Source organism: Frigoribacterium sp. UYMn621 (assembly GCF_040549525.1).
GTDB lineage: Bacteria > Actinomycetota > Actinomycetes > Actinomycetales > Microbacteriaceae > Lacisediminihabitans.
In genome coordinates, this window is sequence record NZ_JBEPTM010000004.1 from 123,337 (window position 1) to 138,983 (window position 15,647).

A 15,647-nucleotide genomic window follows, 5' to 3' on the forward strand; every position below is an offset into this window, starting at 1 on the left:
CCGGCCTAGGCTGGTCACATGGCTGCAATCGACTATCGCGCACTCGGCGACTCCGGGCTCATCGTCTCCACCATCGGCCTCGGCTGCAACAACTTCGGTCGGGCGAATACGGCAAGTGAGTCCCAGGAGGGCACCGATGCTGTGATCAACGCGGCAATCGACGCCGGCGTCACCTTCTTCGACACCGCCGACATCTACGGATCGGAACGCGGACTCAGTGAGACCCGCATGGGCCATTCCCTCAAGGCTCGTCGGCACGACATCGTGCTCGCCACGAAGTTCGGGATGGACATGGCCGGCACCAACGGGCCGGACTGGGGAGCACGCGGCTCGCGTCGCTACGTGAGACTGGCGGTCGAAGCATCCCTGCGCCGGCTCCAGACCGACTGGATCGACCTCTACCAGCTGCACGTGCCCGACCCGCAGACTCCGATAGAGGAGACCCTTTCGGTGCTCGACGACCTCATCACGGAGGGAAAGGTGCGCTACATCGGGCACTCGAACCTCACCGGCTGGCAGATCGCGGATGCCGAGTACCGCGCGATCCTCGGCGGTCATCCGAAGTTCATCTCAGCTCAGAATGAGTATTCGCTGCTCGTGAGGGACGTCGAAGACGAGGTGCTGCCCGCTGTCAACCACTACGGGCTCGGCTTCCTGCCGTTCTTCCCGCTCTACAACGGGCTGTTCACCGGCAAGTTCAGCCGGTCCGGCGGGCCGGCGGACAGCCGCATCGTGAACCTGCGGCCGCACCTGCTCGAGACCGCCCCCTGGAACACGATGGAGCGATACGAGGCATTCTGCACGGAGCGGGGCATCACGATGCTGGCCGCCACCCTTGCCTGGCTGCTGGCCCAGCCCGGCCTCAGCAGCGTGATCGCCGGGGCGACGAAGCCAGAGCAGATCATCCAGAACGCGGAGGCCGCCACCGAGTGGACGCCGTCGAGCGACGAGATCGCGGAGATCTCGACCATGTTCACCGACCCGACCTAGAGCCGGGCGGTCGTTCAGGGCAGGGTGAGCACGATCTTGCCGCGGAGGTGGCGGGATTCGAGCTGCTCGTAGGCTCTGCGCACCTCCGCGAGCGGGTAGGTTGCCGCGAGCGGGAGCAGGATGGTGCCATCGGCGACGAGCCGAGCGAGTCGGCCGAGGTCTTCGGACTTCTTGCCGCCCCCACCGATGTTTGAGATTCCGTATTCGGCCGCTCCCTCGAAGTAGACGATCGAGTTGATGCGTTTCGGATCCACCCCGAGCTCGATGGCGACCTCCACGGTCTCTTGGCCCGCGTTGTCGAGCACCGCGTCGATGCCCTGGGGTGCGGCCGCGCGCAGGCGGTCGATCATCCCCGGTCCGTAGGCCACCGGGATGATGCCGAGGCCGCGCAGGTAGTCGTGATTGCCTTCGCCAGCCGTGCCGATGACGATCGCCCCCTCGGCAATCGCGAGCTGCGCGGCGAAGAGCCCCACGCCGCCGGCCGCGGCGCTCACCAGCACGGTCTCCCCGCGCTGTGGCGCGACCGCTCGGGTGGACCGCTCCGCCGTGTTACCCACGAGGCCGAGGCCGCCGGCGATCGCCCAGTCGAGACCGGGGGGTTTCGGCGCGACATGACCGACGGGCACCACCACGAAGTCTGCCTGCGCGGTGAAATTGCTCCAGCCGAGCACCTCGTCGCCCACGGCTGCGGTCGAGACCCCGTCGCCGAGTTCATCGATCACGCCAGCGAACTCGGAGCCCTGGCCGCTCGGCAGCACGCGGTGGGGGAGGAGGTCGGGGGACCGGCGCACCTTGGAGTCGAAGTTGTTGAGACCGGCCGCGCGCACGGCCACACGCACCTCGCCGGCGCCAGCGTGCGGCTCGGCGACCTCGACGACGTCGAGGACTTCCGGTCCGCCGTAGCGGCTGTACTGAACGATTCGCGACATGATCCGATTCTACGATCCGTGTTGTGAGTGAGCACTCACTCCGATAATCTGATCGGATGACGCTACTGAGAAGTCCCCGCGCGAGCCCCTTGTCGGTGGACGACCGCCGAGCGATGATCGTGGATGCCGTCGTCCCACTGCTGCTCGAATACGGACGGGATGTCACGACGAAGCAGATCGCCGAGAGCGCGGGCATCGCCGAGGGCACCCTCTTCCGGGCCTTCGGCGACAAGGAGTCGATCATCGCGGCAGCCGTCGAGAAGTTTCTCGACCCGGAGCCCCTGCGCATGATGCTGCGAGGAATCGATCCGGATGATCCGATCGAGCGCCAGGTGCACGACCTGATCTTCCACCTGCGCACTCGCTTCGAGGGCATCTTCGGCATCATGGCGGCGGTCGGAATGCACGGTCGGCCTCCCGGCTCCGACGGTCGCGCCGAACTCGCCGAGCTCGTGATCGCTGTGCTGTCCGAGCGTCCCGCTGTGCTGCGGGTCGAGGCGAGTCGGGCGGCCGCTCTCATCCGCCTTCTCGCCCTCGCCTCCTCGATCCCCCCGTTCACCGAATCCGCAGCCTTCACCACCGATGAGCTGACCGACCTCGTGCTCCACGGCATCCTCCAGCCCGACCTAGGAAAAGACTGACCATGCTCCTTCGCCTCCTGCGCCAATACCTGCGCCCCCACAGCCGACTGCTCGCCGGGGTCGTCTTCTTCCAGCTCCTCCAGTCGATCGCCTCGCTCTACCTCCCGACTCTCAACGCCGAGATCATCGACAGGGGCGTCGCGACGGGAGACACCGGCTACATCCTCCGCACGGGGGCTGTGATGCTCGGTATCACTGTTCTCCAGGTGGCGTGCGCCATCACGGCCGTCTACTTCGGAGCACGGGTGGCCATGGGGCTCGGGCGCGACCTGCGGGCCGCGGTGTTCCACCAGGTCGGCGGTTTCTCCGAACGCGAGGTGACGACCTTCGGAGCGGCATCCCTGATCACCCGGTCCACCAACGACGTGCAGCAGGTGCAGATGCTGGTGCTGATGACGTGCACGATGCTCGTCTCCGCGCCCATCCTCGCCATCGGCGGCATCGTGCTCGCTCTGCAGCAGGACCTCCAGCTCTCCTGGCTCATGGCCGTGAGCATCCCGGTTCTCGTCATCGCGATCGGTCTCGTGATCTCCCGCATGGTGCCGCAGTTCCGCCTGATGCAGAAGCGCATCGACACGATCAACCGGGTGCTTCGCGAGCAGCTTTCGGGCATCAGGGTCGTTCGCGCGTTCGTGCGGGAGGATGTCGAGACCGAGCGGTTCCGCCGTGCCAACGATGATGTGACCGCCACCGCGTACCGCGTCGGACGCCTCACCTCGTTGATGTTCCCCATCGTCATGCTCGTGCTCAACGTGTCGAGCGTCGCGGTGATCTGGTTCGGAGCGTTCCGCATCGACGACGGATCGATGCAGATCGGCACGCTCACCGCGTTTCTCCAGTACCTCATGCAGATCCTCATGGCGGTCATGATGGCCACCTTCATGGCCATCATGATTCCGCGTGCCTCGGTGAGCGCAGACCGCATCGGCGAGGTGCTCGGCACGGATTCGACGGTCGTGCCTCCATCCGATCCGGTCACGCAGTTGCGTGAACACGGCACCGTCGAGCTGCGGGATGTCGGTTTCGCCTACCCGGGCGCGGAGCAGCCGGTGCTCACCGACATCCGCTTCTCGGTGCCGGTCGGGTGCACGACCGCGATCATCGGCAGCACCGGGGCGGGCAAGACCACGCTCGTCAACCTGCTGCCGCGCCTGTTCGACGCGACCTCTGGCACCGTTCTGGTCGATGGCGTGGATGTCGCGCAGCTCGACCCCGACCTGCTCTGGAGCCGCATCGGGCTGGTGCCGCAGAAGCCATACCTCTTCTCCGGCACCGTGGCGAGCAACCTGCGCTACGGCAAGCCGGATGCCACGGACGAGGAGCTGTGGGCCGCGCTGGCGATCGCGCAGGCCAGTGATTTCGTGCGCGAGATGCCGGAGGGCCTCGACTCGGTGATCGCGCAGGGCGGCACGAATGTCTCCGGCGGACAACGCCAACGGATCGCCATAGCGCGGGCCCTGGTGAAGCGTCCGGAGATCTACATCTTCGACGACTCCTTCTCCGCTCTCGACCAGGCGACGGATGCCCGGCTGCGCCAGGCGCTCGAGCGCTCGCTTCCGGAGGCGACCATGGTGATCGTCGCCCAGCGCATCTCGACCATCATCGATGCCGACCAGATCGTCGTGCTCGACGACGGAAGGGTGGTGGGGCTCGGAACCCATGAGGAGCTGCTCGAGTCCTCGCCGACCTACCTCGAGATAGTGCAATCGCAGTTGACGGTGGAGGCGGCAGCATGAGCGACTCGAAAGACACCCGAACCCCCAACCGGCCCCCGATGGGACGCGGCCCCGGTGGCGGTGGACACTTCGGCGGAGTGGGTATGCCGGTCGAGAAATCGCTGAACTTCGGCCCCTCGGCCAAGCGGCTCGTTGGCAGACTTCGCCCGGAGCTCATGCGTATCGCCGTGGTCACCGTCCTTACCGTCGTCAGCGTGTTCCTCACCGTTCTTGGGCCACGACTGCTCGGAGAGGCGATCAACCTGGTCTTCGACGGCTTCATCTCTGCGAAGCTGCCGGCCGGAGCGACCAAAGCCGACATCATCGCCGGTCTGCGCGCCTCCGGGAACACCGCCCAGGCGGACCTTTTGAGCGGCATGGATCTCACCCCCGGCGTCGGAATCGACTTCAGCGCGATCAGCCGCATCCTCATGATGCTGCTCGCCTTCTACCTGCTGGCGGCGGTGTTCGGCTACCTGCAGGGCCTGGTGCTCAACGGAGTGGTGCAGCGCACGGTCTATCGCCTGCGCTCAGAGGTGGAGGAGAAGATCAACAGCCTGCCGCTCTCCTACTTCGACCGGATGCAGCGGGGTGAGCTTCTCAGTCGGGTGACCAACGACATCGACAACATCTCTCAGAGTCTCCAGCAGACCCTGAGCCAGCTGCTCACCTCGCTGCTCACCGTGGTGGGTGTGCTGGTGATGATGTTCCTGCTCTCGCCGGTGCTCGCCCTGATCGCCCTCGTCACGATCCCCCTCACCCTGCTCATCACCAAGATGATCGCTGGGCGGTCGCAGAAGCTCTTCGTCGCCCAGTGGAAGCACACCGGAGAGCTGAACGGGCAAATCGAGGAGACCTTCACCGGGCACTCCCTCGTGAAGGTGTTCGGCCGCCAGCGCGAGGTCGAGCAGCGCTTCGATACGAAGAACGAGGAGCTGTTCACGGCGAGTTTCGGCGCCCAGTTCGTCAGCGGCATCATCATGCCCGCCATGATGTTCGTCGGCAACCTGGTCTACGTGGCGATCGCCGTGGTCGGCGGACTATTCGTGGCCGCCGGCAGCATGGGGCTCGGTGACGTGACGGCCTTCATCCAATACTCCCGGCAGTTCACCCAGCCGCTCACACAGCTCGGCAGCATGGCGAACCTGTTGCAGTCCGGTGTCGCCTCCGCCGAGCGGGTGTTCGAGCTGCTGGATGCCGAGGAGCAGTCCGCCGATCCCGCCGTCGCTCGGACTCCCGGTCCGGCAACCCCCGGCCGGCTCGTTTTCGAAGACGTGTCCTTCCGGTACACGGCCGACAAACCGCTCATCGAGCACCTCTCGCTCACCGCCGAACCCGGTCAGACGGTCGCCATCGTCGGCCCAACCGGCGCGGGAAAGACCACCCTCGTCAACCTGATGATGCGTTTCTATGAGCTCGACGGCGGTTGCATCACCCTCGACGGGGTCGACACCGCGGCGATGACCCGAGACGACCTTCGGTCGCGCATGGGGATGGTGCTGCAGGACACCTGGCTGTTCGGCGGCACGATTCGCGACAACATCGCCTACGGAAAGCCGGGGGCGAGCGAAGAGGAGATCCTTGCGGCGGCCAGGTCCACCTATGTCGACCGTTTCGTGCACTCCCTTCCCGACGGCTACGACACGGTTCTGGATGATGAGGCCTCGAATGTGAGCGCGGGAGAGAAGCAGCTGCTTACCATCGCCCGTGCCTTCCTCGCCCGGCCGAGCGTGCTCATCCTCGACGAGGCCACGAGCTCGGTCGACACCCGAACGGAAGTGCTGGTGCAACAGGCGATGAGCGCCCTGCGTACCGATCGCACGAGCTTCGTCATCGCCCACCGGCTCTCCACGATCCGGGACGCCGACCTGATCCTGGTGATGGAGGCCGGAAGCATCGTGGAGCAGGGCACACATTCCGAGCTGCTCGCCAGCGAGGGCGCGTACTTCCGGCTCTACAACTCCCAGTTCGCCGAGCCCGCGGTCGAAGAGGTCTAGCCGCCGGAGCCGTTCGCGGGAACGGGCGTCGAGAGGGTGGTGCCCGGACCCTGGTTGAGCGCGCTATTCAGTCCCGCAGTCTGTTGGGAGAGTGCTTTCAGCTCGTCACGGTCGGCGTTGTATTCCGCCGTCTTCGCGAGAACATTCGCGTACTGCGCGTCGAGGGCGACCTGACGCGCACGAAGAGCGGCTTTGGCCAGGTCGATCTGGCGGCTGGAGGTGAAGTCGGTCCGCGCATTGAAACGACGGATATCGGCGTTCAGCTGGGCATAGCCGCTCGTGTACGCGGCGTACTCCGCATCGATCGTCGAGCGGAGGGAGTCGAGCGAGGACGACAGAGCGATGGACCGATTCTCGAGATCGGTGAACACGGCGTCGGTCTTGACCTGGAGGGCGACGATGGCTTGCCGGTTACCGAGCCACGTCGCGTAATGCGCCTCGAGCTCGGGGGAGATCGACGCGATCTCGGTGCCGATGATCGAGTGCAGCTCGTTGTCGCGTTCGCCCGGTTCGTTCTTCGCGTAGTAGTCGAGACGAGCCTGGAAGTCGGCGTTTCCCGCGAGCTTCGCCGCCTCGTGTTCGAGCAGGGGAACGAGCTGCTGCTTCTCGGCGGTGGAGAGGCGATCCCAGACCGCGTGGAGCATTTCGTGGGCGGCGACGACATCGGTGAGGCCGAGGAGACGGGGGTCGGTCACCGCGAAGAGGTGGATCGACCGGTCCCGGGGCAGGTAACAGCCCAGGATGCCGCTTCCCTCCTGGTTGCTCGCGCAACTCGAGGCGAAGGTCGTGGATGATTCGATCACCGGCTTGCTGGCGAGAAACTCAAATCGACCCTCCTCGGTGAAGTGCGATGACCCGATGAGTGCGGTGACTTCTGCCGAGGGGCGGAAGGTCCACACCGTGTATTGATCGAGCAGGCGCTGGAGACCGAGAAAGGCCGACACGCCGGCGGCGACGAGGATCAGGGCCAGCACGGTGGGAAGCACGCGCCTGAGACGCGACCTGCGACGCGGTGTCGAGGGCAGAGCGTAGGTGTCCTGGTCGAACAGCGTCATGATCCCCCGATCGCCTGCCCGGGGGCGGCTGAATTCTCCGGCCGGCTCCGAGAATATTACCAGCGCCGTCGCGCACCGGTCAGTGCCCTGATCGAGGGGTGGCCCTGCCGAGTGCCCGGGTTCAGTGCCCGGTGAGGGGAGCCATCAGACGGGCGGCCAGAGACGCGCGTCCGGTCATCCGCTCTTCGGCATCGGCGATGTTCATCGCGGTGGTTCCGAGGTTCGCGCCGATGAAGCGAAGGGGTTCCGGCTCCCACTGGGGAGAGTGGTGATTCACCCAGGGGAGTCGTGAGATCGGCGTGTCACGTTTCTGGATGAGGTCGGCGAGGGTGCGTCCGGCGAGGTTGGTGGTGCTGAGCCCGTCACCGACGTAGCCGCCCGCCGTGGCGATGCCGGTCGAGGGGTCGAAGCTCGCCCCGGCGTGCCAGTCGCGGGGCACACCGAGCGGCCCGCCCCAGCGGTGCGTGATCGCCGCCTGACGGGCGGCGGGGAAGATGTCGCCGAGCGTCCGCTCGAGGTGGTCGAACACTCCGGGTACCCGGTCGTACTCCGCACGGATGCTGCTGCCCCAGTGGTAGCGGGCACCCCGGCCCCCGAAGGCGAACCGGTTGTCCGCCGTGCGCTGGCCATAGACGAGAAGATGTCGGAAGTCCGCGAAGGTCTGGCCGTGCTCGATACCGATCTCCTCCCACAGCTCGTCGCTGAGCGGCTCGGTGGCGATCATGAGGGAATAGAGCGGCAACACCCGGCGATGGGTTTGCGGCAGGGATGCCGCGTAGCCCTCGAGCGCGATGACGATGGCCGCGGCATCCACGGTCCCCTGTTTCGTGATCACCTGCCCGGACCGCCAGGAGAGCACCTCGGTCTCTTCGTAGATCGTGACCCCGAGCCCCTCGACCGTCCTCGCGAGCCCGCGAACCAGTTTCGCCGGATGAAGTCGGGCACAGGCCGGATCGAAAGTCGAGCCGAGCGCGCCTGTCGCCCCGCGCGGCGAGTGGGCGACATCTCTCAACTCGAGTTCATCCACTCCCCACGCCGCCGCATCGGCGACCTCGTTTCGTGCCGCGACGAGCTGGGCGGGACCGCGCGCGAGGCTCACCGTTCCCCCCTCGACGAAGTCGCAGTCGATGCCTTCGGCCGAGGTCACCCGCCCGACTTCGTCGACCGTGTCTATCATCGCCCGGCGCATGGCCAGGGCCGCCGCGCGACCGTGACGGCGGGCTAGTGACGCGGTCGATGCGGGGAACAGGGCGGAGCACCATCCGCCATTTCGTCCGGATGCTCCGAATCCCGCGATGTGCTTCTCGAGGACCGCGATGCGCAGGCTCGGGTCCGCGGTAGCGAGATAGTAGGCGGTCCAGAGTCCGGTGAGCCCGCCTCCCACGATGGCTACGTCCACCCCGAGATCCCGGGGCAGCGCGGGGCGGGGCCGGAGATCATCCGCTCCAGCCTCGCCGCCAACGGTCGACAGGGAGTCGAACCAGAAACTCAGCGCGCGGAAGTCAGCCATCGCTCATCACCACGTCTTTCTCCGTGCCTCCACCGTTCCCCGTGGGCTGCGCGGAACGGGGCTACAGCCGGGTCCACGCCTCGGTGAGCACACTTCGCAGGATCTGCTCGATCTCGTCGAACTCCGGCTGGCCGATGGTGAGCGGTGGGGCCAGCTGGATCACGGGGTCTCCGCGGTCGTCCGCGCGGCAGTAGAGCCCGGCATCGAAGAGCGCCTTGGACAGGAAGCCGCGAAGCAGGCGCTCCGACTCGTCGTCGTTGAAGGTCTCCTTGGTGGCCTTGTCCTTCACCAGCTCGATGCCGAAGAAGTACCCGGCACCGCGCACGTCGCCGACGATCGGCAGGTCGTTCAGCTTCTCGAGAGTCGCCCGGAATGCGGGGGAGTTGAGCCGCACATTCTCGTTCAGCCTCTCCTCTTCGAAGATATCGAGGTTCGCCAGCGCAACGGCCGCGGACACCGGATGACCGCCGAAGGTGTAGCCGTGATAGAACGACGTGTTGCCGTGCTTGAACGGCTCGTAGATGCGGTCGCTGATGATGGTCGCGCCGATCGGCGAGTACCCGCTGGTCATTCCCTTCGCGCAGGTGATCATGTCGGGAACGTAGTCGTAGGCGTCGCAGGCGAAGAACTCGCCGATGCGGCCGAACGCGCAGATGACCTCATCAGAGACCAGGAGCACGTCGTACTGGTCGCAGATCTCCCGCACGCGCTTGAAGTAGCCGGGAGGCGGGGGGAAGCATCCGCCCGAGTTCTGTACCGGCTCGAGGAAGACGGCGGCCACGGTCTCGGGGCCTTCGAAGAGGATCATCTCCTCGATGCGGTTGGCGGCCCACAGGCCGAAGGTCTCGAGGTCTTCGGTGGGGGCACCCATCTCGGCGGCACGATAGAAGTTGGTGTTCGGCACGCGGAACCCACCGGGAGTCACCGGCTCGAACATCTCCTTCATTGCCGGGATGCCCGTGATCGCGAGAGCCCCCTGCGGAGTGCCGTGGTAGGCGACGTTGCGCGAGATCACCTTGTGCTTCGTGGGGCGACCCTGAAGCTTCCAGTAGTACTTGGCGAGTTTGAAGGCCGTCTCGACGGCCTCGCCGCCACCGGTGGAGAAGAACACTCGGTTGAGGTCGCCCGGAGCGTAGCTCGCGAGGCGGTCGGCGAGCTCGATGGCGCTCGGATGCGCGTAGGACCAGAGCGGGAAGAAGGCGAGTTCCTCTGCCTGCTTCGCTGCGACCTCTGCGAGGCGGCGGCGCCCGTGGCCGGCGTTGACCACGAACAGGCCGCTCAGCCCGTCGAAGTACTTCTTGCCGGTGGAGTCCCAGATGTGGTGACCCTCGCCCTTGACGATGATGGGAACCCCCGGGCCGTCTTCCATGACGGACTGGCGCGAGAAGTGCATCCAGAGATGATCCTTCGCCTTCTGCTGCAGTTCGGCCTCGCTGAATTTCGAGGAGCCGACAGTCGAAGGAATGCTGTGTGTGGTGGTGTCGATTGTCATTTTTCTTATCTCGTTCCCCAGTTGTAGAACTGCTTCTGCAGTCTCAAGTACACGAAAGTCTCGGTGGACTGCACGCCGGGGATCCCGCGGATCTCCTTGTTGAGCAGTTCGATCAGGTCTTCGTCGTTCTCGCAGACGACCTCGGCCAGGAGGTCGAAGCTGCCGGCCGTGAGCACGACGTAGTCGACGGCGGTGATGCGGCCGAGGGTCTCCGCGACCGTTGTGGTGTCTCCGGTCACGCGGATCCCGATCATCGCCTGGCGATAGAAGCCGAGCTGCATCGGGTCGGTGACGGCCACGACCTGCATGACGCCGGAATCGGTGAGCTTCTGCACGCGCTGGCGTACGGCGGCTTCACTGAGCCCGACCGCTTTGCCGATCTCGGCATAGCTGCGTCGGCCGTCGGCCTGCAACTGCTCGATGATCGCCTTCGACACCTCGTCGAGGTGCATGGGCTTGGGTTTGGGGCTCATGCCCTGATTCTGTCAGTGCGATGGTCTTGTTACAAGTGAATCCGCATCCCGAAGGGTGTTTTGCTACGGAATCGGTAGTAGAGGTGCATGGTGCCGGCCACGGTCGCTCGCTATGTTGGGAGTATGACGACCCCCCGGCTTCGAAACTTCATCGACGGCGACTACGTGGAAGCGACCGGTGAGTCGACCTTCGACCTGATCGATCCGGCGACGGAGGAGGTGTACGGCACATCCCCGATCTCCAGCGCAGCGGATGTCGACTCCGCCTACCGCGCCGCATCGGCGGCCTTCGCGGAGTGGGGGGACACGACGCCGAGCGAACGACAACTCGCCCTGTTCCGTATCGCCGACGCGATGGAAGCGAACGCGGAGAAGTTCGCCGACCTCGAGTCGAAAGACACCGGCAAGCCCCGCGCGACTCTCGTGACCGACGAGATCATGCTCTCGGTCGACCAGATCCGCTTCTTCGCCGGGGAGGCCAGACACCTCAGCGGCATGGCCTCCGGGGAGTACCTCAAGGACCATACCTCGCAGATCCGCCGGGAGCCGATCGGCGTGATCGGCCAGGTCACCCCGTGGAACTATCCGCTCAACATGGCGGTGTGGAAGATCGCTCCCGCGCTCGCGGCAGGTAACACCACGGTGCTGAAGCCCTCGGACACGACCCCCTCGGCCACCCTCTTCCTCGCCGAGATCGCAGCGGAGTTCCTGCCCAGAGGGGTGCTCAATGTCATCACCGGCGACCGGACCACCGGGGGAGCGATGATCGACCACAAGACACCGCAGATGGTGTCGATCACCGGATCGGTGCGGGCAGGCATGGAGGTGGCGAGGGCCGCCGCCCTGGATCTCAAGCGCGTGCACCTCGAGCTCGGGGGTAAAGCACCGGTCATCGTGTTCGACGACGCCGACATCGAATCCGCGGTGGAGGGAATCGTCGGCGCGGGGTATTTCAACGCCGGCCAGGACTGCACAGCGGCGACCCGCGTGCTGGTGCAGGCGGGCATCCATGACGAATTCGTCGCCGCTCTGGCCTCCTACGCCTGTCAGAACGCGAAGACGGGGCTGCCCGGCGACCCCGGGTCGTTCTTCGGCCCGGTGAACAACGCCAACCAACTCGCCCAGGTCGAGGGATTCATCGACCGCCTTCCCGACAACGCGACGATCGAGCTCGGCGGGCGTCGGCAGGGCGCCACGGGCTACTTCCATGAGGCCACCATCGTCTCCGGACTGAATCAGACTGACGAAGTGGTGCAGAACGAGATCTTCGGGCCGGTCATCACCGTGCAGAAGTTCACCGACGAGGCCCAGGCCCTCGAGTGGGCGAACGGCGTGCAATACGGCCTGGCCTCGAGTGTGTGGACGCAGAATCACGGTCGTGCGATGCGCTGCGCGAAGCGCCTCGACTTCGGCTGTGTGTGGATCAACACCCACATCCCGATCGTCGCGGAGATGCCCCACGGCGGGTTCAAGCACTCGGGCTACGGCAAGGACCTCTCGAGCTACGGATTCGAGGACTACACCCGGATCAAGCACGTCATGAGCTACATCGGTCGCTGATGCCCCGCGCCGAAACCGCGCACACTTTCCGCCCGCGGGACAGAATGGACAGCATGCAGCCGGAAGACGTCGAGCACACCGTCGTCCGGACGCGCCCGGAAATAGGATCCGAGCGGGGGAGCGGGGGCACCGGAGAGCCGGAGGATATCGAGGCGGACACGGTCGTTCGCGGGCCGGCCGCGGTGCCGAGCGGCCCGTCACCGGGGCGACCCGCGGCGCAAGAGCCGCCCGCGGCCGTTGAGCACGAGGCCGGCGTCGAGCCCCCCGTGCTTGTCGAACTGCCCGCGCTCGTCGAACCGCCCGCGCTCGTCGAACCGCCTGTGCTCGTCAAACCTCCCGCGCGGGCGGAACCTCACGAGCTCGTCGAGCCCCCGCGCGGGCATCCCGTCGTCGTCGAGCGCTCCGTGCGCCCCCGAGAGGGTCTCCCGACCGATCCAGGGGGCCTCACCGTGCCCTGGTACCGCATCCGGGTCAACCGCCACGAGCCGATCCCGCTCGATGCTCCCGCGCTGATCGGCAGGAAGCCGGTGGCCCCGCGTATCGCCATCGGAGGAGTGCCACGCCTGGTGCGTGTGCCGTCGCCGGGACGAGAGGTCTCGAGCACCCACCTGGAGCTGCGGCAGCAGGGGGCATCCGTCATCGTCACCGATCTCCGATCGACCAACGGAACCGTGGTGTCCATTCCCGGAGCCTCGTCACAAAAACTGCGCCAGGGCGAGTCGCTCGTTGTCTCGGCGGGGACAGTAGTGGATATTGGAGACGGCAACACCGTCGAGATCCTCCCCATCGAGCGCCTGGTCTGACGGATGGACCTCCCCCCGATGACCCGCGAAAGGCTCCAGTGACCGAGATCGGCACGAGCAGCGCGAGATTCACCGTGCAGATCCCGGACCATCCGGATGCCCGGCTCGTTCTCGCCTGGGGAGCGGCAACCGACACCGGCCGCCGCCGCGCCCACAACGAAGACAGCTTTCTCGCTCGCGTGCCGATCTTTGCGGTCGCCGATGGCATGGGCGGCCATTCCGCCGGAGACATCGCTAGCGCCGCCGTGGTCTCGAGGCTGTCCGAAGCGGTCATCGAACCATTCGCCGATGCCGACACAATCGAGCGTGGGCTGCGGGCCGCGACCATCGACATCGGACGGGCCGCCGATGAGAAAGAGTTGGGAGTCGGCACCACCGTTACCGGGGTCGCCCTCTCGGTGCAGGACGACGAGCCCTTCTGGACCGTCTTCAATGTGGGGGACTCGCGGGTCTACCTCTACGAACGCGACGCTCTCGTGCAGGTGACCGTCGATCACTCGGTGGTGCAGGAGCTCGTCGATGCTGGCATCATCCGGGCCGAAGACGCAGAGGCGCACCCCGACAGCAACGTGATCACCCGTGCCGTCGGATTCAACGTGGAAGCCGTGCCGGACTACTGGGTCGTACCCGTGCGTGAGGGAGACCGACTACTGCTGTGTTCGGACGGCCTCACGAAGGAACTGGATGCCGAAGCGATCCGCCGTCACCTGGCCGCAGGCGATTCCGCCGAAGCGACGGCGAACGCGCTCGTCGATGCCGCGTTGGAGGCCGGTGGTCGAGACAACATCACCACCATCGTGATCGACGTGCTCGAAAGCTCCGGTCTCGGGGAGTTCGAGAACACCATCCCGCGCACCTCGCCGACTCCGACCCAGTGACCACCCCCAAAGGGGGGACAAAAACAGGCTCTTGATCAGCAGATTTGTCCAACGGGCCCGAATGCGGGCGTGTCTACAATAGGACACCGGGACTCTCCCGGGCGCAGAGCACCGACCGGCCTTCAGCCAGCGTCGTCGAAGGAGGAGAGATGGCACGACGATTGCCCTCCCCGCCTCCCGTTCTGCCCGGATTCTCGACCATCCACGTGCTCGGTTCGGGTGGATTCGCCGATGTCTTCCTCTACGAACAGAACATGCCACGCCGCCAGGTCGCCGTCAAGGTGATGCTGAGTGAGGTCGTGAACGACCAGGTGCGACAGATGTTCCAGGCCGAGGCGAATCTCATGGCACAACTGAGTTCGCACCCCTCCATCCTCACGGTCTACCAGGCGAGCGTCTCCTCCGACGGGCGGCCATACCTCGTGATGGAGCTGTGTTCATCGGCTCTGAGCGAGCGGTACCGGCGCGAGCGGATCCCCGTGCCGGAGGTGCTGCGCATCGCGGTGAAGATCGGTAGCGCGATCGAGACCGCGCACCGGGCTGGCGTGCTTCATCGCGACATCAAGCCGTCCAACATCCTCCTCACCGCCTATGGGCATCCGGTGCTCTCGGACTTCGGAATCGCGTCGACCCTCAGCGAGGCAGACACTCACGAATCCGTCGGGCTCTCGATTCCGTGGTCGGCGCCGGAGGTGCTGATGGACGAGACACCCGGAAGCATCGCCTCAGAGGTCTGGTCCTTCGCCGCGACCGTCTATTCGCTGCTCGCCGGGCGATCGCCATTCGAGGTCCCGGGGGAATCGAACAAGTCCACCGACCTCATCTCCCGAATCAACCGGGCACGGCCCCAGCCGATCGGCCGGTCCGACGTGCCGCCGAGCCTGGAGAGGGTGCTCGCCCAGGCGATGGCCCGCAAGCCGGAGAACCGGCCGGCGAGCGTACTCGAGCTCGTGCGCGAACTGCAGGCGATCGAGACGGAACTGGGGGTTCCCCAGACGCCGATCGAGGTGGCCATGGACGACTGGGCTCTCGCGACGGTCTCCGACCTCGAGGATCGCACGCGCATCCGCGGTGTCGGGGGAGTCGTGCCCTCGGCGCGCGGACGGCGTCGTCGCCGCTCGGCCAGCACGACCTACGCGCCGGTCGGAACAATGATGCGCCAGACCGGTGGCGCCCAGAACAGTCGTCAGAAGGGCGTGGCCCAGAGCAGCGGTACGCGTCCGGTCGAGCGCGCCAGAGGCATGCGCGTGCTCGCGTGGGGACTCATCGTGAGTGCCGTACTCGTGATCGCTCTCGGGGCGACTGCGACATTCGTGCTCATCCGCGCCAACTCGGACAGCATTCCGCAGGTGACGAACATCGCCGCGAAAGCGGGCACGGACTCCATCAAGTTCAGCTGGACCGATCCGGGGCTCAAGACGGACGACTCCTACCAGGTGACCACGAGCGATGGTCGATCGTCGCTGCAGACCTCTTCAGACTATTTCGCGCAGGATGCCAAGGCCGGGGATCGGGTCTGCATCACGGTAGCGGTGAACCGCCAGGGGAAGACGGGGCCTCCGAGTGCGGAGAAGTGCGTCGACTTCGGAAGGTGACGACAGCAC

At 66.1% G+C, this 15,647-nt stretch carries 13 protein-coding genes; 8 read left to right on the forward strand and 5 right to left on the reverse strand.

What is annotated here, in order from left to right:
- The first annotated feature begins 18 nt into the window (after positions 1-18).
- Positions 19-990: an aldo/keto reductase gene (locus ABIB54_RS08935; RefSeq protein ID WP_354575177.1), complete on the forward strand. Its 972-nt coding sequence runs from the start codon at positions 19-21 to the stop codon at positions 988-990.
- Between the two features lie 14 nt (positions 991-1,004).
- Here the strand turns inward: ABIB54_RS08935 and ABIB54_RS08940 are convergent, their stop codons facing one another.
- Positions 1,005-1,919 (reverse strand): NADP-dependent oxidoreductase, encoded by a 915-nt coding sequence (locus tag ABIB54_RS08940; protein WP_354575178.1) that lies wholly within the window; start codon positions 1,917-1,919, stop codon positions 1,005-1,007.
- Positions 1,920-1,975: 56 nt separating this feature from the next.
- Between ABIB54_RS08940 and ABIB54_RS08945 the strand changes: the two genes are divergently transcribed.
- The 3 genes from ABIB54_RS08945 to ABIB54_RS08955 are packed head-to-tail and all read left to right on the forward strand — an operon-like array spanning position 1,976 to position 6,272.
- Positions 1,976-2,560 carry a TetR/AcrR family transcriptional regulator gene (locus ABIB54_RS08945; RefSeq protein ID WP_354575179.1) on the forward strand — a complete coding sequence of 195 codons (585 nt, stop codon included), beginning with the start codon at positions 1,976-1,978 and terminating at the stop codon, positions 2,558-2,560.
- Between the two features lie 2 nt (positions 2,561-2,562).
- The gene (locus ABIB54_RS08950; RefSeq protein ID WP_354575180.1) at positions 2,563-4,296 is read left to right on the forward strand and encodes an ABC transporter ATP-binding protein; all 1,734 of its coding nucleotides are present in this window, start codon (positions 2,563-2,565) and stop codon (positions 4,294-4,296) included.
- Entirely contained in the window at positions 4,293-6,272 is a 1,980-nt protein-coding gene (locus ABIB54_RS08955) for an ABC transporter ATP-binding protein (protein ID WP_354575181.1), read from the forward strand. The genes ABIB54_RS08950 and ABIB54_RS08955 overlap by 4 nt, the downstream gene beginning before the upstream one ends.
- Here ABIB54_RS08955 and ABIB54_RS08960 read toward each other — a convergent pair.
- From ABIB54_RS08960 to ABIB54_RS08975, 4 genes are all read right to left on the reverse strand, one after another.
- Entirely contained in the window at positions 6,269-7,327 is a 1,059-nt protein-coding gene (locus ABIB54_RS08960) for a hypothetical protein (RefSeq protein ID WP_354575182.1), read from the reverse strand. The two genes, ABIB54_RS08955 and ABIB54_RS08960, sit on opposite strands and share 4 nt — an antisense overlap.
- 121 nt (positions 7,328-7,448) lie before the next feature.
- Positions 7,449-8,837 (reverse strand): NAD(P)/FAD-dependent oxidoreductase, encoded by a 1,389-nt coding sequence (locus ABIB54_RS08965; protein ID WP_354575183.1) that lies wholly within the window; start codon positions 8,835-8,837, stop codon positions 7,449-7,451.
- A gap of 61 nt (positions 8,838-8,898) precedes the next feature.
- Positions 8,899-10,329 (reverse strand): aspartate aminotransferase family protein, encoded by a 1,431-nt coding sequence (locus ABIB54_RS08970; protein ID WP_354575184.1) that lies wholly within the window; start codon positions 10,327-10,329, stop codon positions 8,899-8,901.
- Between the two features lie 5 nt (positions 10,330-10,334).
- Positions 10,335-10,802, reverse strand: a complete 468-nt coding sequence (locus tag ABIB54_RS08975; protein ID WP_185203306.1) for an Lrp/AsnC family transcriptional regulator — start codon at positions 10,800-10,802, stop codon at positions 10,335-10,337.
- A gap of 123 nt (positions 10,803-10,925) precedes the next feature.
- Here ABIB54_RS08975 and ABIB54_RS08980 point away from each other — a divergent pair, with 123 nt between their 5' ends.
- From ABIB54_RS08980 to ABIB54_RS08995, 4 genes are all read left to right on the forward strand, one after another.
- Positions 10,926-12,362: a gamma-aminobutyraldehyde dehydrogenase gene (locus ABIB54_RS08980; protein WP_354575185.1), complete on the forward strand. Its 1,437-nt coding sequence runs from the start codon at positions 10,926-10,928 to the stop codon at positions 12,360-12,362.
- 53 nt (positions 12,363-12,415) lie between these two features.
- A complete protein-coding gene (locus ABIB54_RS08985) occupies positions 12,416-13,165 on the forward strand; it encodes an FHA domain-containing protein (protein WP_354575186.1) in 750 nt (249 codons plus the stop codon).
- A gap of 38 nt (positions 13,166-13,203) precedes the next feature.
- The gene (locus ABIB54_RS08990) at positions 13,204-14,043 is read left to right on the forward strand and encodes a PP2C family protein-serine/threonine phosphatase (RefSeq protein WP_354575187.1); all 840 of its coding nucleotides are present in this window, start codon (positions 13,204-13,206) and stop codon (positions 14,041-14,043) included.
- A 149-nt stretch (positions 14,044-14,192) separates the two neighbouring features.
- Positions 14,193-15,638 (forward strand): serine/threonine-protein kinase, encoded by a 1,446-nt coding sequence (locus ABIB54_RS08995; RefSeq protein WP_354575188.1) that lies wholly within the window; start codon positions 14,193-14,195, stop codon positions 15,636-15,638.
- Positions 15,639-15,647 lie beyond the last annotated feature (9 nt).

Bases quoted from the DNA above. Each gene is read 5' to 3' on its own strand.
- ABIB54_RS08935 (WP_354575177.1), top strand. From the start codon at position 19: ATGGCTGCAATCGACTATCGCGCACTCGGCGACTCCGGGCTCATCGTC.
- ABIB54_RS08940 (WP_354575178.1), bottom strand. From the start codon at position 1,919: ATGTCGCGAATCGTTCAGTACAGCCGCTACGGCGGACCGGAAGTCCTC.
- ABIB54_RS08945 (WP_354575179.1), top strand. From the start codon at position 1,976: ATGACGCTACTGAGAAGTCCCCGCGCGAGCCCCTTGTCGGTGGACGAC.
- ABIB54_RS08950 (WP_354575180.1), top strand. From the start codon at position 2,563: ATGCTCCTTCGCCTCCTGCGCCAATACCTGCGCCCCCACAGCCGACTG.
- ABIB54_RS08955 (WP_354575181.1), top strand. From the start codon at position 4,293: ATGAGCGACTCGAAAGACACCCGAACCCCCAACCGGCCCCCGATGGGA.
- ABIB54_RS08960 (WP_354575182.1), bottom strand. From the start codon at position 7,327: ATGACGCTGTTCGACCAGGACACCTACGCTCTGCCCTCGACACCGCGT.
- ABIB54_RS08965 (WP_354575183.1), bottom strand. From the start codon at position 8,837: ATGGCTGACTTCCGCGCGCTGAGTTTCTGGTTCGACTCCCTGTCGACC.
- ABIB54_RS08970 (WP_354575184.1), bottom strand. From the start codon at position 10,329: ATGACAATCGACACCACCACACACAGCATTCCTTCGACTGTCGGCTCC.
- ABIB54_RS08975 (WP_185203306.1), bottom strand. From the start codon at position 10,802: ATGAGCCCCAAACCCAAGCCCATGCACCTCGACGAGGTGTCGAAGGCG.
- ABIB54_RS08980 (WP_354575185.1), top strand. From the start codon at position 10,926: ATGACGACCCCCCGGCTTCGAAACTTCATCGACGGCGACTACGTGGAA.
- ABIB54_RS08985 (WP_354575186.1), top strand. From the start codon at position 12,416: ATGCAGCCGGAAGACGTCGAGCACACCGTCGTCCGGACGCGCCCGGAA.
- ABIB54_RS08995 (WP_354575188.1), top strand. From the start codon at position 14,193: ATGGCACGACGATTGCCCTCCCCGCCTCCCGTTCTGCCCGGATTCTCG.